Here is a 19122-nt window from a genome sequence, read left to right on the forward strand (position 1 = left end):
CGGGGAACTGCGCGACAAGCCACCCACGACCCGCACCCGCCACTCGACCGCGCACCCACCCCCTCCCGCGCCCAAACCCCCACCTGAACACCGGCCCCGCTCCCCCCCGTACCTCCCGTCATGAACCCGCCGAACCCAGCGGAGCGCCCCGGTGCGATGATGGGCCCGCCATGACTGCCCCCCACCCACACCGGCCAGGCGCCCCGCGCCGGTCGCGCGCCGGAGGCGATCTCCGGGTTCTGCGGGCCGCGGTGTTCGCCGCGGTCTGCGTCGTGCTGGCCGGGGCCGGGCACGCGCTCGCCTCGTGCGCGACGATCCCGCTGTGGAGCCTGGGCGTCGGGTTCGTCGGCGTCTTCTCCGTCGCGGCAGTGCTGGCCGGGCGGGAACGCTCGCTGCCGGGCATCGCGGCGATGCTGGCGGTGGGCCAGACCGCGCTGCACGTTCTGTTCGGGCTGAACCAGCACGGGACGACAGCCGCGTCGCGGACCACGGAGACGATGGACGCGGTGCTCATCGAGCGCGCCGCCCGCTTCGTGTGCGGCGCGACCGCCGCGGCCCTGAGTCCCGCGCAGGCCCGGCGGATCCTCACCGAGGCCGGGGTCGGCGGCACGCACGCCGCGCACGATCCGGCGGACGCCATGACGACCGCGGCGGGCTCCCCCGCCGCCCTCCTGCCGTCCCTGCCCATGCTGCTCGGCCACGTGCTCGCGGCCGTCGCCGCCGGGTGGATGCTCCGCCACGGCGACCTGGCACTGCTGCGCCTGGCCCAGCTGTCGGCCCAGGAGCCGCTCGTACGGTCCCTGCGCGGGGCGCTCGCGCTGGCGCGGGTCCTGCGCTCCGGGCTCCCGGGTGTGCCGGAGGCCATTTCGCGCGCCTCGCACACCGTGTACGCGGCGCCCGCGGCGCTGCGTACGACCGCGCTCCAGCACACGCTCGTCCGCCGCGGCCCGCCGACCGCCGCGCCCGCCTTCGCCCTCGCCGCCTGACACGACGCACGCTCACTCCCCACCTGGGAGGGGGAGTCCGTCGTACGGCGTCGAGAACGCGCGCATCCGCTCCCGGCCCTTGGCCCCAGCGCCATGCCATGCCATGCCATGCCAGCGGTCGCTGTCGGCTGCCGGCTCCCAGTTGCCAGCTATCGACTTTCGACTGTCGCTGTCGGCTGTTGGGTTTTCGGCTGTTGGGTTTTCGGCTGTCGGCTGTCGGCTGTCCGCGCGCGTCGTCCCTCTTCCTCTCGTCTCCCTCACGCACTGTGGAGTGTCACCAGTCATGAAGGTTTCTCGTATCGCCGCCGTCGGCGCCCTCGCCGGTTCGGCCGTCCTCCTCCTGTCCGGCCCCGCGTTCGCGCACGTCAGTGTCGCGGCGGAGGGCACAGCGGCCAAGGGCGGGTACGCGACCGTCAACTTCAAGGTCCCCAACGAGCGCGACGACGCCACGACCACCAAGCTCGAGGTGAACTTCCCGACCGACCACCCGCTCGCCTCGGCGCAGCCGGAGGCCATCCCCGGCTGGGACATCAAGGTCACCAAGTCCAAGCTCGACAAGCCGGTCGACCTGCACGGCGAGCAGATCGACGAGGCGGTCTCCAAGATCACTTGGACCGCGGACGACGACGGCATCAAGGCGGGCTTCTTCCAGAAGTTCCCGGTCTCCATCGGCCAGCTTCCCGAGGACACCGACGAACTGGTCTTCAAGGCCATCCAGACGTACTCCGACAAGGAAGTCGTCCGCTGGATCGAGGTGCCCAAGGACGGCGAGGAGGAGCCCGAGAACCCGGCGCCCGTGCTCGCGCTGTCGGCCGCGTCCGACGATCACCACGGCTCCGGCGCCTCCACCGCCTCCGACGAGTCGGAGGACACCGACGACGCCAAGGCCGCGTCGAACGAGACCACCGCCGCGCCCGCCGACACCAGCGACACCACCGCCCGCGTCCTCGGGATCGTCGGCATCGTCGTCGGCGCCGCGGGCGTGGCGTACGGCGTACTGGCCGGCCGCCGACGCACGAACGCCTGAGCCTCCGGCTTCTCGGCCCCCTTCCCCCTCGGCGCGCACGCGGTCCCGTACAGAAGCTCCGTACAGAAGTTTTGGTGCAGAGCTTCGTCGACCGTGCTGTCCGCGACGGCGTACGTCCCGTGCGCGCCGGGGCTCGACCATCTGGGACATTTCTCTATGCGTACGAACACGAAGAAGAAGAAGACGTTCGCGGCAGGCGCCCTGCTCGTCGTGGCCGTCCTCACGCTCTCGGCCTGCGGCACGGGCGACGACTCCACGACGTCGGTCGCCGAGGTCTCCGACACCGGCCCGCGGAAGACCTACACGGTCCTCGACCGGCCGTTCACCAAGCCGGACCTGGTCCTCACCGACACGAACGGCAAGGCGTACGACCTCCGCAAGGAGACCGAGGGCAAGCCGACGCTGATCTACTTCGGCTACACCAACTGCCCCGACGTCTGCCCGCTGACCATGAACAACCTCGCGGTCGCGAAGAAGGAGGTGGCGAAGAAGGTGTCGAAGTCGGAGCTGGCGAACCTCCGTCTCGTCTTCGTCACCACCGACCCGGAGCGGGACACCCCGGCGGAGCTCGGTAAGTGGCTCAAGGGGATCGACGCCGAGATCGTCGGTCTGACCGGCGACTTCGACGACATCCAGGCCGGCGCCCGTAAGCTCGGTATCTCCATCGCCCCGCCGACCAAGGACAAGAACGGCAAGACCGTCTCCGAGCACGGCACCCAGGTCATCGCGTTCTCGCCGAAGACCGACGGGGGCTATGTGCTGTATGACGACGAAGCCACCGTGCAGGACTACGAGAAGGGCCTGCCGAAGCTGCTCAAGGGCGAGAACCCGTGAGACGACTCGCCGGCCCCGTCCTGATCACCACCGCCGCGCTCGTCCTGACCGGTTGCGGTTCCTCCGACTCCTCTTCCTCCGACTCCTCTTCCTCCGACGCGAAGCTGTCCGTGAAGTCGGCCTACATGCCGCAGCCCGTCACGGACTCCCTGGCCGCCGGTTACCTCGTCATCGAGAACGACGGCGGTACGGCGGACGAGCTGACCTCCGTCACCAGCGACATCGCCCAGGACGTCACCGTCCACGAGACGACCGGGCAGTCGATGCAGGAGGTCGCGGGCCTGAAGGTCCCCGCCGACGGCGAACTCGTGCTCAAGAGCGGCGGAAACCACCTGATGTTCGAGAACCTGAAGCGCAAGCCGAAGGAAGGCGAGACGGTGTCCCTGCGGTTGAACTTCACCAAGTCCGAGGCCATCACGGTCGAGATGCCCGTGAAGTCGGCGACGTACCAGCCGACCAGCGGGCACTGAGGGAGGTAGCACCGTTGAGCCGGTTGAGGCCGTTGCTGAGGCCGTTGCTGTTGCTGTTGTTCGCCACCGTCGGTGCGCTGCTCGCCGGTGCCGTGCCCGTCTCCGCGCACGCCGCGCTGACCGGCAGCGACCCGCAGCAGGGGTCGGTGGTCCAGGAGGCACCGGACCAGGTGTCGCTCACCTTCTCCGAGAAGGTCGCGATGTCCGACGGCTCGGTGCGCGTGTACGACCCCAAGGGCAAGGAGGCCGACACCGGCGAGGTCACCGACCTGGGCGGCAACAGCTATGCGGTCGGGCTGCACTCGGGCCTGCCCGACGGCACGTTCACCGTCACCTACCAGGTCGTCTCGGCGGACAGCCACCCCGTCTCCGGCGCCTTCACCTTCTCCGTGGGGGCGCCCTCCAAGACGACGGTCGCGGTACCCGAGCAGGAGGTCGGCGGCGGGGTCGTCGGCGGTCTCTACGGGTTCGCGCGCTACCTGTCGTACGCCGGTTTCATCCTGCTGGTCGGCGGCGCGGCCTTCGTGCTGGCCTGCTGGCAGCGCGGTGCCGGGGTACGACCCGTGCAGCGGCTCGTGGTCTCCGGCTGGCTCGCGCTGACCACCGCCACCCTCGCGATGCTGCTCCTGCGCGGCTCCTACACCGGCTCCGGCAAGCTCGGCGACGTGTTCGACCTCGACCTCCTCGGCCAGGTTCTCCAGACGAAGACGGGCGCCGCCCTCGTCTCCCGTCTGCTGCTGCTCGCGGCGGCGGCACTGTTCATCGCGGTGCTGTTCGGGGCGTTCGCGCGACGGGACGAGGAGGTCGAGAACGACGGGGAGGCCGAGGATCCCGCGAAGGCCGAGGAGAAGGAGATCGAGGGGGTCGACGAGGTCGACGGAATCGACGGACTCGACGAACTCGAAGGGGACACCGTCGAGAGCGTCGAGGACGGCGAAGAGGACGAGGACGACGACGACTCCCTCCGGCGAGACCTCACCTTCGGGCTGGCCATCGGCGGGGGCGTGGTCGCCGCCGGTCTCGCCGCGAGCTGGGCGATGGCCGAGCACGCCTCGACCGGTATCCAGACGGGCATCTCGATGCCCCTGGACGTCCTGCACCTGCTGGCGGTCGCCGCGTGGCTGGGCGGCCTGGCGACGCTGCTCGTGGCACTGTTCCGGGCACCCGTCGAGGCGCAGATCGAGACCGTGGCCGTACGACGGTTCTCACGGGTCGCGTTCGGCAGTGTGCTCGTGCTGACCGCGACCGGGATCTACCAGTCGTGGCGCCAGGTCGGCACCTGGTCCGCGCTGACCGGCACGTCGTACGGACAACTGCTCCTCGTGAAAATCGGCCTGGTCGCCCTGCTCGTGGGCATCGCGTGGATCTCACGTCGGTGGACCTCGCAGCTTGCGGAGGCACCGGCCGAGGCCGAAGCGGAAGCGGAAGCGGAAGCGGAAGCCGCGGTGGAGAAGGTACCGGCGGCCGCGCACGCGAGCGGCGGCTCCGGGCAGGCCACCGGGGGAGCTCCCGCGCGGGTCGCCGAGCAGGGTTCCACGAAGGTCGCCGAGGGTCGTTCCGCATCGGGCGTCGGCAGCGGTTCCGCACGGGGCGTCGGCGGCGGTTCCGAGCCCACCACCGAGCGTTCGGAGCGGGCCGCTCAGCTCGCCCGGCAGCAGGCGGCGATGACGACCGCCCGTGAGAAGCGGATACGGAACGCCGACCCGGGCCGTACGGGACTGCGCCGGTCGGTGTTGGCGGAGGCGGGCGTCGCCGTCGTGCTGCTCGCCGTCACGACGGTGCTGACGGCCACCGAGCCGGGGCGCACGGTGGAGGAGGCCAAGGCGGCCAACGCGGCCCTGACACAGGAGGCCGAGCAGTCCGGAGCGCTGGCGCTGGACATGTCGTTCGACACCGGCGGCAAGGACGGCCAGGGCGTGGCACGGCTGGAGATCGACCCCGCGCGCGTGGGCGCCAACGAGATGCACGTCTACGTCCAGCGCCCCGACGGCAAGCCCTTCGACGTCCCCGAGGTGAAGGTCGCCTTCACCCTGGAGGCCAAGAAGATCGGGCCCCTGCCCGTGGTGCCTGACCGTGTCACCGCCGGCCACTGGACGGCGAACGGCGTGCAGCTCCCCATGGCGGGCGACTGGAAGATCGAAATCACCGTACGGACATCTGAGATCGATCAGGTGACCGTCAGCAAGAACGCGAAGATCGGCTGAAACACACCATGGCTGACCAGGACCTTGTCGAAGACGGCTCCGCCGCCCCCAAGAGGGCGCGGGGCGGTGGTGACCATGCGGCTACCACCGCACGGGCCCGAGCGACCACGGACGACTCGCGGTCGCAGTCCGGCCCTGCGGAGTCCCGGCGAGACGGCGCCACCCCATCCCCTGGTGGAACGATCTCGCGTCGCCTCCTGCTGGGCACCGCCGGCGCGACGGGTCTCGCACTGGGCGCGGCAGGCGGCGCCGCCGGATACGCGGCCGGTTCCGCTGCCTCGTCCTCCTCGGCCGAAAGGGTCACCCCGCTGGCCTCCCTCGGCGCGGGGGAGGTCAGGTTTCACGTGAAACATCAGCCCGGGATCACCACCCCCCTCCAGGCCCGCGGCCACCTCGTCGCGTTCGACCTGGCCGCCGGGGCCGGGCGCAAGGAGGCGGCCGCTCTGCTGCGCCGCTGGTCGGACACGGCTCGCCGGCTGATGGCGGGCGAGCCCACGGCACAGGACGACACCGACATCGCCCGCGACGCGGGACCGTCGTCGTTGACGGTCACGTTCGGCTTCGGGCACAGCTTCTTCGCCCGTACCGGTCTGGAGAAACAGCGCCCGGAATCCCTGGACCCGCTGCCCGACTTCTCCTCGGACCAACTCGACACGTCGCGCAGCAACGGCGATCTGTGGGTGCAGATCGGTGCCGACGACGCGCTCGTCGCCTTCCACGCCCTGCGCGCGCTCCAGAAGGACGCGGGCAGCGCGGCCCGGGTGCGGTGGCAGATGAACGGCTTCAACCGTTCACCGGGCGCCACGGCCCACCCCATGACGGCCCGCAACCTGATGGGGCAGATCGACGGCACCCGCAACCCGAAGCCGACCGAGTCCGACTTCGACGAGCGGATCTTCGTCCCCGCGTCCGCCTCACCGGCCACCTCCGGCGACCCGGCCTGGATGGCGAACGGCTCCTACGCCGTCGTACGCCGCATCCGCATGCTCCTCGACGACTGGGAGCAGCTCTCGGTCAAGGAACAGGAGGGGGTCATCGGGCGTCGGAAGTCCGACGGCGCGCCCCTGAGCGGGGGCGCGAAGGCGACCGAGACGACCGCGATGGACCTGGAGAAGACCGACTCCCAGGGCAATCTCCTCGTGCCGATCAACGCGCACGCCAGGATCACCCGCCCCGACCAGAACGGTGGCGCGGCCATGCTCCGCCGGCCGTTCTCCTTCCACGACGGCATCGACGCGAAGGGTGTTCCCGACGCGGGCCTGCTCTTCGTCTGCTGGCAGGCCGACCCCCTCCGCGGCTTCGTCACCGTCCAGCGCAAACTCGACCGCGGCGACGCCCTCTCCAAGTTCATCCGCCACGAATCCAGCGGCCTCTTCGCCGTGCCGGGGGGCGCGGCGGAGGGGGGCTATGTCGGGCAGCACCTGCTGGAGGGTTGACCCCTCCTTCACTCCCCTGGCTGCGGGCAGCCGAGCTGCTGGAGCGGCTCGGCTGCCCGCAGGCGGCGCCCTGTCGGCGTCGGCAAGCGCGACCGACCCCGCCCACAGCCCCTGCGTCGGGTTCCAGGGAGGCGTGAGGGCGCCCACAAGGCCGTACGTCGCTCTCAGGGGTGGTGGGGCGAGATACGTGCGCCGGGGCGCCGCAAGGCCATTAGGGTGAGTCCATGCCAGCCAGCTACGTGTACCTCGGTCCCGAGGGCACCTTCACCGAGGTCGCCCTGCGCACGCTGCCGGAGTCCGCGACCCGCGAGCTCGTCCCGATGGTCTCCGTGCCCGCCGCACTGGACGCCGTCCGCAACGGCGAGGCCGAGGCCGCGTTCGTCCCGATCGAGAACTCCGTGGAGGGCGGCATCACGACCACGCTCGACGAGCTGGTCGCCGGAGCGCCGCTGATGATCTACCGCGAGGTGCTCCTCTCGATCACCTTCGCGCTGCTGGTCCGCCCGGGCACCAAGCTCTCCGACATCAAGACGGTCACCGCGCACCCGGCCGCCCAGCCGCAGGTCCGCAACTGGATGAAGGCCAACCTCCCGCCCGACGTCGTCTGGGAGTCCGCCGCCTCGAACGCCGACGGCGCCCGACTGGTCCAGGAGGGCCGTTACGACGCCGCCTTCGCCGGTGAGTTCGCGGCCTCGCGGTACGGCCTTCAGGCCCTGGAGACCGAGATCCACGACGCGGAGAACGCCCAGACCCGGTTCGTCCTGGTCGGCCGTCCCGCCCGGCCCGCCGCCCCGACCGGGGTCGACAAGACCTCCGTCGTCATCTGGCAGCGCGACGACCACCCCGGCGGACTGCGCGACCTGCTCGGCGAGTTCGCCGTCCGCGGCGTCAACCTCATGCTGCTGCAGTCCCGACCGACCGGCGAGGGGATCGGCAACTACTGCTTCGCCATCGACGCCGAGGGCCACATCTCCGACCGCCGGGTGGCCGAGGCGCTGATGGGTCTCAAGCGGGTCTGCCTCCAGGTGCGCTTCCTCGGTTCGTACCCGCGCGCCGATGCCGCCACCGCGAAGATCCGGCCCACTCTGCCGGGCACCTCCGACGCCGAGTTCGTGGCCGCGTCGGACTGGGTGGCGCGCTGCCAGGACGGTCGGTTCTAGCGCGGCCCGCTCGCCGGTGCTACCTGCCTATTTTCTTTGTCCACAGAAGTTATCCACAGGGTTGCTCTCGACCTGGGGACAAGTCGACAACACAGTGCCACTCAGTCGACAAATCCCCTTCGCGAGCCCTGCTGTGTCCACACCCCCGCAGGTCACCCTTCGCCCATGTGTCTCCCCCCGTCAATCCTTTAGGGCGACCCATTTCCGTGCGAATCCACTCGAAAGTGGGCGTGAAGGCGGTTTGAGTCGGGAATCCTCAAGTCGGCGTCCGGCTTCGCCTGCGATCTTCCCCGAAGTCCACAGATCTTTCGCACAGCCTGTGGATAACTTTGCGGCACTGCGGATTCCTGTGGACGACCGAATGCCAAGTCCCGTACGAAACAAGGGAGTCGAGTCAATCAGGCGCCACCCGCATGCCCCCTTCGAGGGGGCGGACCGCAATTCATTGACATTCACCGGCGCCGGCGGGCCCGACCACCGTGATCAACATTCAGGTCAAAGCGCCGCAGAAACGGCGTACCGCGAATTCAAGTCGTGGGCCGGAACCAGGCACCGGTAGCCTTGTGGGGTGATTGACCTTCGCCTGCTCCGTGAGGACCCCGACCGTGTGCGCGCGTCCCAGCGTGCCCGTGGAGAGGACGTCGCGCTCGTCGACTCTCTCCTGTCCGCCGACGAGCGGCGCAGGTCGTCCGGCGTCCGCTTCGACGAGCTCCGCGCCGAGCAGAAGTCGCTCGGCAAGCTGATCCCCAAGGCCTCCGCCGACGAGAAGGCCGAGCTGCTCAAGCGCGCGGAACAGCTCAAGGCCGACGTCAAGGCCGCCGACGCCGAGCGCGACGCGGCCGACACCGAGACCCAGGAGCTCCTCCTCCGCCTCGGCAACCTCGTCCACCCCGACGTCCCCGTCGGCGGCGAGGAGGACTTCGTCACGCTGGAGACGCACGGCGAGATCCGCGACTTCACGGCCGAGGGCTTCGAGCCGAAGGACCACCTGGAGCTCGGCACGATCCTCGGCGCCATCGACACCGAGCGCGGCGCCAAGGTCTCCGGCTCGCGCTTCTACTTCCTGACGGGCGTCGGCGCACTCCTCGAACTCGCCCTGGTCAACGCGGCGATCGCCCAGGCCACCGCGGCCGGCTTCACCCCGATGCTGACCCCGGCACTGGTCCGCCCGCAGTCGATGGCCGGCACCGGCTTCCTCGGCCAGGCCGCCCAGGACGTCTACCACCTCGACAAGGACGACCTGTACCTGGTCGGCACCTCCGAGGTCGCGCTGGCGGCGTACCACATGGACGAGATCATCGACGCCGACCGCCTCCCCCTGCGCTACGCGGGCTTCTCCCCCTGCTTCCGCCGCGAGGCCGGTTCGCACGGCAAGGACACCCGGGGCATCTTCCGCGTCCACCAGTTCGACAAGGTCGAGATGTTCTCGTACGTCGCGCCTGAGGACTCGCAGGCCGAGCACCAGCGCCTGCTGGACTGGGAGAAGCAGTGGCTGACGTCGCTCGAACTGCCCTTCCGGGTCATCGACGTCGCCTCCGCCGACCTCGGCTCCTCGGCCTCGCGCAAGTTCGACTGCGAGGCGTGGATCCCGACCCAGGGCAAGTACCGCGAGCTGACCTCGACCTCCGACTGCACCGAGTACCAGTCGCGCCGCCTGCAGATCCGTGTCCGTGACGGCAAGCAGGTCAAGCCGCTGGCCACGCTCAACGGCACGCTCTGCGCCGTCCCGCGCACGATCGTCGCGATCCTCGAGAACCACCAGCAGGCCGACGGCTCCGTCCGCGTCCCCGAGGTTCTACGTCCGTACCTGGGCGGCCGCGAGGTGCTGGAGCCGGTAGCCAAGTGAGCGAAGCGGCCGCCACCGAGGGCTCCACGGACTCCAGGACGACCACGGATCCGGATGCGTCCGAGGCATCCGAGGTTTCCGACACATCCGTGACGCCCTCGGGCTTCCCGTACAAACTGATCGCGACCGACCTCGACGGAACGCTCCTGCGCTCCGACGACTCGGTCTCCCGGCGCACCCGTGAGGCGCTCGCCGCGGCCACCGCGGCGGGCGCCGCCCACATCGTCGTCACCGGCCGGGCCGTCCCCTGGACCCGCCACATCCTTGACGACCTCGGCTACCGGGGACTGGCCGTCTGCGGCCAGGGCGCACAGGTGTACGACGCCGGAGAGCACCGTCTGCTCACGGCCGTCACCCTGGACCGGCAGCTCGCCGCCGTGGCCCTCGCCAAGATCGAGGCGGAGGTCGGCCCCCTGCACCTGGCCGCCAGCCGCGCCGGCCTGGAGGGAGCCATACTGATCGGCCCCGGCTACGCCCTGCACGGCTCGCTCCCCACCACCCCGCTCACGGACGTCTCCGACCTCTGGGCGGCCCCGCTGAACAAGATCTACATACAACACCCGACCCTGACCTCCGACGAGCTCACCGAAGCCTCCCGTCAGGCCGCCGGCGGCTTCGTCACGGTCGCCATGGCCGGCGAGGGCATCGTCGAGCTCCTTCCCCTCGGCCTCACCAAGGCCACCGGCCTCTCCCTCGCCGCCCGCCGCCTCGGCGCCAAGCGCACCGACACCATCGCCTTCGGCGACATGCCCAACGACATCCCCATGTTCACCTGGTCCACACACGGCGTAGCCATGGCCAACGCCCACCCCTCCCTCAAGGCCATCGCCGACGAAGTCACCTCCTCCAACGAGGCCGACGGCATCGCCGAAGTACTGGAACGGCTGCTGAGCGAGGGGCTCGACGGACGCTGACCGCCACGACGCCACGACGCCACGACGCCACGACGCCACGACGCCACGACATCAGCGTGACTCGACCGCGGCCCATCGGTCCGGCAAGGCCAACGACGCCAAGGGACGACGCTGTCGAAGCCGACGGCACCTGAGGCAGGACCTGCAGCAGCACCTGCCGAAGCAGACGGCACCTGGAGCCGGCGCGGTGGGCCCAGGCGCCGCCCAGGGCTGACGCGCTGGTGACCCGGGCGCCGCCCAGGGGCAGCGTTCTGGAGCGGATGATCACAGCTGGGGCAGTCACGGTCGGCCGACGCCCACCACCGCTGCCGCCGCCCTCCCAACTGCCCGCTGCCGGCCCTCCCGACTGCGGGCAAGTCCTACCGCGAGGAACGGGTGTCCACCCGGCCGTCGTAGCTGCGGGCAGTCGTGCCGCAAGGGGCGCGGCACGGGTGGGCGCAGCGGCACCCTGCAAGCGCCGGTAAACCAAGCCCACCCCGCCCAGCAGACCGCCCGGCACCCTCAAAAAAGCCCCCGCGGCCCAACACAGCCCCGTGAACCTCTCTACACGAACCCCCAGCCCAAAAGCCCGGCCAAGTCACAGCGACAGCGAAACGGCGGAGGATGCACGAATCGAACGTGCGCGGGCAAAACCCGACCACGGCTTAGCAAGCCGGTGCCTTACCACTCGGCCAATCCTCCGGGTGGGCGGCCCACGCGAAGCGATTCGCGCGCTCGAAGCGGCCGCCCCGGGCAGCTCCCCGCTGGGGGGAGGGACGGACTCGACGGAGGGGTAACTACTCCGGAGCCCGCCGTGGGCTGCCCTGTCGGGAACTCGACGTACTGCGCCTGAAGGACAGCATGGCCGGGCTCCTCTCCCAGAACATGGCGCCGGCTCGACCCGGCGACCTGGACATCAACCACTGTGCCCCGCAGCCGAGTTGCCCGCCACCGAATATCCGTCGCCTGGACCTCCGGCGCGCGGGACGGTCACCGGCGGCGCCACTTGCGGCGTCGCGCCTTGCTGAAGAACCACCCGGCGGGCGGCTCGTCCGAGCGCCAAGGCTGGGGGTCGGGGGCCTGCTGCCGCCAACGCGCGGCGAGCATCCGGGCCCGCGCCGAAGGTTCGTCCGTCTCAGCGGACCGTATGAAGTCCTCGTCCAGAACGAGGTCGTCCCAGACATCCTCGCCCGTGTTCCCGGCTCCGGATCCCGGCACCGGTCCGGATCCGCCCTCGGCGCCCGGTCCAGCCCCAGCGCCTGCTCCGTCCCCAACCGTGCTGTCGGTCACCGCGCCCTGCGTCTCGCCTCCGTCGGGCGACAACTCCGCCGGCATCCCCGCTCCTCCTGTCTCCTGGCCGCCCTTCCTGGCCGTGTATGCCCCTTCGATTCCGCGTTGCCCAGTGTGCCTGGACGTGTGTGAAGCCCCGGTCAAGATCAAGAGAGGGCGAGCCTCCGGGGCCGAGCGCCCCGGAGGGTCCGTCACTCCTCGCCGGCCAGCTTCAGCGTCCGCAGCTTCTGCCCGGCGTACCAGGTCGCGCCCGCTGTGACCACCGTCAACAGAACCACCGCGGTCGGCAGCCCCACGTCCGAGGTCACCAGGCCCCCGTCGGTGACCTTTTGGGCGACGGCGAGCGCCCACTGCTGGACGCTGAGCGTGCGCGCCCCGTCCACCAGGGACCCGAAGAGGGTCTCCCAGACGAGCGCGTACACGAGCCCGAAGACGACCGCGTGCCGGGTGACCGTCCCGAGGAGCAGGAACATCGCCGCGTACGCGATCGAGGCGACCAGCGCCGCCACCGTGTACGCGACCGCGATCTGCTGTCCGTTGCCGTTCAGGATCAGGCCGGCGAGCAGTGTCGGTATGGCCGAGAACGCCATCGTCACCGCGATCGCCACGATCAGCTTGGTGAAGATGATCGTCGGCCGCTTCACCGGCTTGGCCAGCAGATACACCACCGAGCCGTCGTCGATCTCCGGCCCGATCGCGCCCGTTCCCGCGATGACGCCGATGATCGGCACCATCGTGGCGAGCGCGAATCCGCCGAGGAGGTCCGCGGCCACCTGGTCGTCGGCGCCGCTCAGGCCACGCACGGCCACGGAGAGCACGATCAACAGGGCAGGCAGCGCGCTGAGAATGAGGGCCCGACGGCGGCCGAGCAGGGCCCGGTAGGTGAGCCGGGCGACTGTGGGGTCGTACATGTTCGGCCTCCTACGCCGCGACGAGATACGAGAAGACGGACTCGAGGGACTCGTCCGACGGCGAGACCGTGAGCAGACGAATTCCGTGGTCCCGGGCCACCCTCGGCAACAGCGTCGTGAACCGGCCGAAGTCGACGGCCTGGATGCGCAACGCGCCCTCGGCCGTATCCACTTCGATCCCGGCCGTCGACGGGTCGGCGATCAGCGCGGCGGCCAGGGCCCGGTCGTCACTGGAACGCACCAGATAGCGGTGCGGGCGGTCGGTCATGAGGCGGCGGATGCGCCGGAAGTCACCGCTGGCCGCGTGCCGTCCGGCGACGATCACCTCGATGTGGGACGCCAACTGCTCGACCTCTTCGAGGATGTGGGACGAGAAGAGCACCGTGCGGCCCTCGTCGCCCATGCGCCGCAGCAGGTCCATGAGCTGCATGCGCTGGCGCGGGTCCATACCGTTGAACGGCTCGTCCAGCAGAAGCAGGGACGGTTCGTGGACCAGCGCGGACGCCATCTTCACGCGCTGGCGCATGCCCTTGGAGTAGGTCGAGATCTTGCGGTCCTGCGCGTATTCCATCTCCACCGTGGCGAGCGCCCGCTGGGCGGCCTTCGCCCCGAGACCGTGCAACTCGGCGTTGGCGACGACGAATTCGCGGCCCGTGAGGAAGTCGTACATCGCCTCGCGCTCGGGGACGATGCCGATGTGCTTGTAGATCTGCTCGTTGCGCCACACCGGCGTGCCGTCGAGGGTGACGGAGCCCGTGGAGGGGGCGAGGAAGCCGCCCATCATGTTGATGAGGGTGGACTTGCCGGCGCCGTTCGGGCCGAGCAGGCCGGTGACACCGGGGCCGATCGTCATCGTGACGTCGTTGACCGCCACCACGTTGCCGAACCAGCGTGAGACGTGGTCGATGTTGAGCGTGGTCACAGCCCGACCTTTCGGTAGCGGCGCATCAGCAGGCCGTAGGAGCCGACGACGAGACCCAGGACGACGAGGAGATAGAGGACTCCCTGCCCGTTGGAGGGGCCGTGTCCGCCGGGGAAGGCGGAGGTGGCGCCCAGGAAGGCGGTCTGTACGCCGTCTATCAGAGTGATGGGCGAGAAGAGGCCGAGCCAGGGGACAGCCTCGGTGCTGGACTGCACGTCGGCGATGGCCTGGACGACGGACACGGCCCCGTACGAGATGGTGAGGACGGCGATGACGGCCGCGATACCGAAGCCGCGGCGCGGGGTGACCGCCGAGATCACCAGGCCGATGCCGGCGAAGAGGAGCGACAGCAGCGCCACGGACACCAGTCCCTGTGCCAATCCCTTGGTCTGGTCGGTGAAGTCGAGCTTGGCCAGCAACGCGCCCACATAGAGCACGAGCAGGGGCACCGCGGTGAGAATGAACAGCGCCGAGGTCAGCGCCGCGAACTTGGCGCGGACGTAGTCGGCGGTCTCGATCGGGCGCGAGAAGTACAGCGGGACGGTCTTGAAACGCAGGTCGCGCGAGACGGACTGCGGCGCCTGGGAGGCGACGTACAGGCCGATGACGGCCTGCATGATGACCGCGTAGTCGGTGTACTTGATGGGCAGGTCGTTGGCCTGGGTGGCGACCGATACCGCCACCATGATGGCCGCCGGCACGCACATCACCGCGAACAGCAGCATGGGCAGCACCTTGGACTTGGCCGAGCGGCCCAGTCCGTACGCGCCGCGCAGGGACTGCGAGTACAGCGAGCGGCGGGCGTAGGCGCGGCCGAGGCGAGGGCCGTCGTAGGAGCGGTATCCGATGTTGTGGATACGGCTCTGCTCGCCCGTGCGGGCGGGCTGTCCACCGGCGAGGGCCGGTGCCTGTGCACCGTGCTGCTCAACCGCCATGGCCGACCGCCTCCTTTCCTGCGTCCTGGGCGCTCCGGGTGCCCGTCTGCTCGTCGTGGTCCTGGAAGACCTCGGCGATCTGGTGCCTGCGCTGCTCCATGCGGACCAGACCGAGGCCCAGGTCGGCGACGACATCGCGGACCAGGTCGTAGGTCTCTTCCCCCTGGGCGGTGAGCAACAGGATGTGTCCGGCGCCCGGGAGCCCGCTGCCGTCGGAGACGGTCACCCCGCGTGCGTTGAGCGCTTCGCGCAGCGCGCTGGTGCCGTCGGGGTGCTCGTCGCTGTCGGTTACCTCGATCGCGAGGATCGCCGTGCTCTGGGTGAAGTCCTTGGTGGAGCTGGACCGCAGAAGCTTGCCGCCGTCGACCACGACGACGTGGTCGCAGGTGCGCTCGAGCTCGCCGAGTAGATGTGAGGTGACGAGGACCGAGATGCCGAAGTCGGTGTGGATGCGGCGGATGAGGCCGAGCATCTCGTCCCGGCCGACCGGGTCCAGGCCGTTCGTCGGCTCGTCCAGGAGCACCAGCTGCGGGTCGTGCACCAGGGCCTGGGCGAGCTTCACCCGCTGTTTCATGCCCGTGGAGTAGCCGCCTATGGGGCGGTACCGCTCCTCGTACAGGCCGACGTGGCGCAGGGTGTCCGCCGTGCGTTCTCGCGCGGCGGTCGGGGGGAGTCCGGACATGCGGGCCATGTGCACGACGAACTCGGTGGCCGAGACGTCGGGCGGCAGGCAGTCGTGCTCCGGCATGTACCCCACGCGCTCGCGGATGGCGCCACCCTTGGTGGCGACGTCGAGGCCGAGCACCTCGGCACGGCCCTCCGAGGCGGGGGACAGACCCAGCAGGATTTTGATCAGTGTGGACTTGCCGGCGCCATTGGCACCGACGAGTCCCGTCACACCGGGTCCGATGTCCACGGAGAGCCGGTCAAGAGCGGTCACCCTCGGGAACCGCTTGCTCAGGCTTTCGGTCGCGATCACAGTCACGATTTAGACATTAGGGGCGGGGGCCGCCACGGTCATCACCCCGCAGAGCTGTCTCGACGTCACTCTCGAGTCGTAGGGGTCCGTAGGGGACATCCACCGCCGGTCCCCCTAGGGGTCACCCTGAGGTCGAACGACCCGACGGAGTCGGAACGCGCGGCGGCGGCCGTCATGGGAGGGAACGAGCGGCCTCGCCGTTTCGTGCCCACGTTCACGCCTGTCTTCGTGTCCACCGGTTGTCCACAGCCCTCGCGTACCCCCATTGACGCAGCCGCCAATCACTGTCACATTCATTGATGTCACCTTGCGAACACGGACTGTAGTCGATGGAGACGGGTGGGGCAGTGACATGACCTCGGCACTGACAAGCGGACTCACCACGGAGCTGCGAGGGTTCAGGCAGGTGCAGACCCTCGCGTACGACTGCGCGGAAGCGGTCGCGGCCCAGCTGAGGCCGGGCGTGACCGAGCGGGAGGCGGCACGGATGCAGCGCCGCTGGCTGCGCGAGCGTGGCGTGCGGGACTGGTTCCACCTGCCGTTCGCCTGGTTCGGCGACCGCACGGCGTTCGTGAACTTCCGCGTACCGCTGCAGTTCTTCCCCACCGACCGCCGTCTCGAAGCGGGCATGCCCTTCATCCTCGACATGGCCCCCATATACAAGGGCTACACGGCGGACATCGGCTACTCGGGCTGCATCGGGCCGAGTCCCCTCCACGACAAGCTGATGGCGGATCTTCGAGCGCACCGCGAGCTGATCCTGTCCGAGGTGCGTGAGCGCCGGTCGCTGCGCGAGATCTACGAGGACGTGGACCGGCTCATGGTCCGCCAGGGTTATGCCAACCGGCATCGCGCCTATCCCTTCGGTGTCATCGCGCACAAGGTGGACCGTGTGAAGCAACGCCGCTGGTCACCGCATGTGTTCGGGTTCGGCACACAGTCGTTGAAGGGCCTCGCCGCGGACGCGCTGCGCGGGCACCGCGACGGGTGGTCGCCGCTGTGGTCTCCGTACCGGTTCTCCGACCACCCGCCGCGGCCGGGGCTGTGGGCGGTCGAGCCCCATCTCGGCTTCCGGGGCACGGGCGCGAAGTTCGAGGAGATCCTCGTCGTCACCGACTCCGCAGACGCCGAGGAGAGCGCGTTCTGGCTGGACGACGACCTGCCGCACGTCCGGCGGTGGGCGGAGGAGAAGTGCCGATGACCGAAGGGGGAGACATGACGGATGCGGTGACGCTCGAAGGCGCGCGGGAGCGCCGGGTGCGTGCGGACGGAGTCGAGTTGTGCGTCGCCGAGCTGGGCGACCCCGAACAGCCGACCGTGCTGCTGGTGCACGGCTACCCCGACTCCAAGGAGGTCTGGTCCGAGGTCGCCGTACGGCTCGCGGAGCGCTTCCACGTGGTGCTGTACGACGTGCGCGGCCACGGCGGGTCGACGGCGCCGAAGCCGTTGCGCGGCGGTTTCACGCTGGAAAAGCTGACGGACGACTTCCTCGCGGTCGTGGACGCGGTCAGCCCCGACCGCCCCGTGCACCTGGTGGGACACGACTGGGGTTCGGTGCAGGGCTGGGAGTTCGTGACGGTCGAGCGCACCGCGGGGCGCATCGCGTCCTTCACCTCGATGTCGGGGCCTTCCCTCGACCACTTGGGGCACTGGATCAAGCAGCGGGTGAGGCGCCCGACCCCGCGCCGGCTTGCTCAACTCCTCGGCCAGGGCGCCAAGGCCTGGTACATCTACGCGCTGCACACACCCGTGTTGCCCGAGCTCGCCTGGCGCGGCCCCCTCGGCAAGCAGTGGCCCGGCCTGGTCCGGCGGGCCGAGAAGCTGCCCCGGAGCGGCTATCCCAGCCCGTCGCTGCCCACGGACGCGGCGCACGGGGTATGGCTGTACCGGGACAACATGCGAGCTCGTCTGGCCCGCCCCCGTGACGACGCGTACGCCCACGCGCCCGTGCAGCTCATCACGCCCCTGGGTGACCAGTTCCTCTCCGAGCAGCTCTACGACGACCTGGAGTCGTGGGCTCCCCGGCTCACCCGTCGCACCCTGCCCGCCAAGCACTGGATCCCGCGCACGAGGCCCGATCAACTGACCGCCTGGATCACCGCGTTCGTCACGGCGGCCGAGGGCGGACGCCCCGCACCGGAAGCCACCGGGACGTACACGGACCGCTTCGGCGGGCAGTTGGTCCTGGTCACCGGCGCGGCCAGTGGCATCGGCCGGGCCACGGCCTTCGCGTTCGCCGAGGCCGGGGCACGCGTCGTCGCCGTCGACCTGGACACCGAAGGAGCGGCCCGCACCGCGGAGCTGTCGCGGCTGATCGGCGCGCCCGAAGCCTGGGCCGAGACGGTCGACGTCTCCGACGAGCGGGCGATGGAGAAGCTCGCCGAGAGGGTCGCCACCGAGTACGGCGTGGTCGACGTGCTGGTGAACAACGCCGGGATCGGACTCTCCGGGTCCTTCCTCGACACCACCCCCGAGGACTGGCGGAAGGTCCTGGACGTCAACCTTTGGGGCGTGATCCACGGCTGCCGGCTCTTCGGCAGGCAGATGGCCGAGCGCGGCCAGGGCGGACACATCGTCAACACCGCCTCGGCCGCCGCGTATCTGCCCTCCAGGTCGCTGCCCGCGTACAGCACCTCCAAGGCGGCGGTCCTGATGCTGAGCGAGTGTCTTCGCGCCGAGCTGGCCGGGCAGGGCATCGGGGTGTCGGCGATCTGCCCCGGCATCGTCAACACCAACATCACCTCGACCGCCCGCTTCGCCGGCGTCGATGCCGCGGAGGAGAAGCGGAGACAGCAGAAGACGACGCGGCTGTACGGACTGCGGAACTACCCGCCGGAGAAGGTCGCGGAAGCCGTCCTGCGCGCGGTCGTCCGGAACCAGGCAGTCGTGCCCGTCACACCGGAGGCCCACGGCGGCCGCTTCATGTCCCGGTTCGCCCCGCGAGTGCTGCGCCGGCTCGCCCGACTTGACCCGCCGCTGTGAGCCCCCGGGACGCCCAGCACGAGAACGGGCAACACGTGATGGCCCCGCGCAGTCTCCCCTTCGACTGGGAGAAGACCCGGCCGCACCGGTTCCCCGACGAACCCAGCGCCACCCCCCTGCCGTCAATGGGCTGCGAAGGGCTTCGTCCGCTCGGAGCCGGACCTCGGACGGGAGCAGTGCCGCCGCTCGGTTCCAGCCTTCGCGAGGCAGCGTGCAGCCCTCGTACGTCCGACGGATCACGGGCACG

General features: G+C 70.2%; 16 protein-coding genes and 1 tRNA gene. 11 read left to right on the forward strand and 6 right to left on the reverse strand.

Going from position 1 to position 19122, the window contains the following annotated elements; all coding sequences use genetic code 11:
- Nucleotides 1-170: 170 nt before the first annotated feature.
- From OG202_RS24300 to OG202_RS24340, 9 genes are all read left to right on the forward strand, one after another.
- Nucleotides 171-986 carry a hypothetical protein gene (locus tag OG202_RS24300; RefSeq protein ID WP_327728833.1) on the forward strand — a complete coding sequence of 272 codons (816 nt, stop codon included), beginning with the start codon at nucleotides 171-173 and terminating at the stop codon, nucleotides 984-986.
- Between the two features lie 283 nt (nucleotides 987-1269).
- The gene (locus OG202_RS24305) at nucleotides 1270-2013 is read left to right on the forward strand and encodes a YcnI family copper-binding membrane protein (protein WP_326580954.1); all 744 of its coding nucleotides are present in this window, start codon (nucleotides 1270-1272) and stop codon (nucleotides 2011-2013) included.
- Nucleotides 2014-2169: 156 nt separating this feature from the next.
- Complete coding sequence (locus tag OG202_RS24310) at nucleotides 2170-2847, forward strand: SCO family protein (protein ID WP_327728832.1); 678 nt, start codon at nucleotides 2170-2172, stop codon at nucleotides 2845-2847.
- Nucleotides 2844-3317 carry a copper chaperone PCu(A)C gene (locus OG202_RS24315; RefSeq protein WP_327728831.1) on the forward strand — a complete coding sequence of 158 codons (474 nt, stop codon included), beginning with the start codon at nucleotides 2844-2846 and terminating at the stop codon, nucleotides 3315-3317. Before OG202_RS24310 ends, OG202_RS24315 begins: the two co-directional genes overlap by 4 nt.
- A gap of 14 nt (nucleotides 3318-3331) precedes the next feature.
- The gene (locus OG202_RS24320; RefSeq protein ID WP_328223593.1) at nucleotides 3332-5521 is read left to right on the forward strand and encodes a copper resistance CopC/CopD family protein; all 2190 of its coding nucleotides are present in this window, start codon (nucleotides 3332-3334) and stop codon (nucleotides 5519-5521) included.
- An 8-nt stretch (nucleotides 5522-5529) separates the two neighbouring features.
- Nucleotides 5530-6957 carry an iron uptake transporter deferrochelatase/peroxidase subunit gene (efeB, locus tag OG202_RS24325; protein WP_327728829.1) on the forward strand — a complete coding sequence of 476 codons (1428 nt, stop codon included), beginning with the start codon at nucleotides 5530-5532 and terminating at the stop codon, nucleotides 6955-6957.
- 224 nt (nucleotides 6958-7181) lie between these two features.
- Nucleotides 7182-8117 carry a prephenate dehydratase gene (gene pheA, locus OG202_RS24330; RefSeq protein ID WP_326580946.1) on the forward strand — a complete coding sequence of 312 codons (936 nt, stop codon included), beginning with the start codon at nucleotides 7182-7184 and terminating at the stop codon, nucleotides 8115-8117.
- Nucleotides 8118-8685: 568 nt separating this feature from the next.
- The gene (serS, locus tag OG202_RS24335; protein ID WP_327728828.1) at nucleotides 8686-9963 is read left to right on the forward strand and encodes a serine--tRNA ligase; all 1278 of its coding nucleotides are present in this window, start codon (nucleotides 8686-8688) and stop codon (nucleotides 9961-9963) included.
- A gap of 89 nt (nucleotides 9964-10052) precedes the next feature.
- Nucleotides 10053-10877, forward strand: coding sequence for an HAD family hydrolase (locus tag OG202_RS24340; RefSeq protein WP_327732183.1), 825 nt, complete (start codon nucleotides 10053-10055; stop codon nucleotides 10875-10877).
- 597 nt (nucleotides 10878-11474) lie between these two features.
- Here the strand turns inward: OG202_RS24340 and OG202_RS24345 are convergent.
- The 6 genes from OG202_RS24345 to OG202_RS24370 form a co-directional block, all read right to left on the reverse strand.
- A tRNA-Ser gene (locus OG202_RS24345) sits at nucleotides 11475-11558 on the reverse strand.
- Between the two features lie 288 nt (nucleotides 11559-11846).
- The gene (locus OG202_RS24350) at nucleotides 11847-12146 is read right to left on the reverse strand and encodes an SGM_3592 family protein (protein WP_405896072.1); all 300 of its coding nucleotides are present in this window, start codon (nucleotides 12144-12146) and stop codon (nucleotides 11847-11849) included.
- Nucleotides 12147-12337: 191 nt separating this feature from the next.
- Nucleotides 12338-13057, reverse strand: a complete 720-nt coding sequence (locus OG202_RS24355) for an ABC transporter permease (RefSeq protein WP_327728826.1) — start codon at nucleotides 13055-13057, stop codon at nucleotides 12338-12340.
- 10 nt (nucleotides 13058-13067) lie between these two features.
- Nucleotides 13068-13979 (reverse strand): ABC transporter ATP-binding protein, encoded by a 912-nt coding sequence (locus OG202_RS24360; RefSeq protein ID WP_326580936.1) that lies wholly within the window; start codon nucleotides 13977-13979, stop codon nucleotides 13068-13070.
- Nucleotides 13976-14914 (reverse strand): ABC transporter permease, encoded by a 939-nt coding sequence (locus OG202_RS24365; protein WP_327728825.1) that lies wholly within the window; start codon nucleotides 14912-14914, stop codon nucleotides 13976-13978. Before OG202_RS24365 ends, OG202_RS24360 begins: the two co-directional genes overlap by 4 nt.
- Complete coding sequence (locus tag OG202_RS24370) at nucleotides 14904-15893, reverse strand: ABC transporter ATP-binding protein (protein WP_326585729.1); 990 nt, start codon at nucleotides 15891-15893, stop codon at nucleotides 14904-14906. The genes OG202_RS24365 and OG202_RS24370 overlap by 11 nt, the downstream gene beginning before the upstream one ends.
- A gap of 352 nt (nucleotides 15894-16245) precedes the next feature.
- On the opposite strand from OG202_RS24370, the gene OG202_RS24375 reads away from it, so the two are divergent.
- Together OG202_RS24375 and OG202_RS24380 are read left to right on the forward strand one after the other, a co-directional pair.
- Nucleotides 16246-17094, forward strand: a complete 849-nt coding sequence (locus OG202_RS24375) for a M24 family metallopeptidase (RefSeq protein ID WP_327728824.1) — start codon at nucleotides 16246-16248, stop codon at nucleotides 17092-17094.
- Nucleotides 17091-18875, forward strand: coding sequence for an SDR family oxidoreductase (locus OG202_RS24380; RefSeq protein WP_327728823.1), 1785 nt, complete (start codon nucleotides 17091-17093; stop codon nucleotides 18873-18875). Before OG202_RS24375 ends, OG202_RS24380 begins: the two co-directional genes overlap by 4 nt.
- Nucleotides 18876-19122: the final 247 nt, after the last annotated feature.

It is taken from the genome of Streptomyces sp. NBC_00310 (genome assembly GCF_036208085.1).
Taxonomy (GTDB): Bacteria; Actinomycetota; Actinomycetes; order Streptomycetales; family Streptomycetaceae; genus Streptomyces.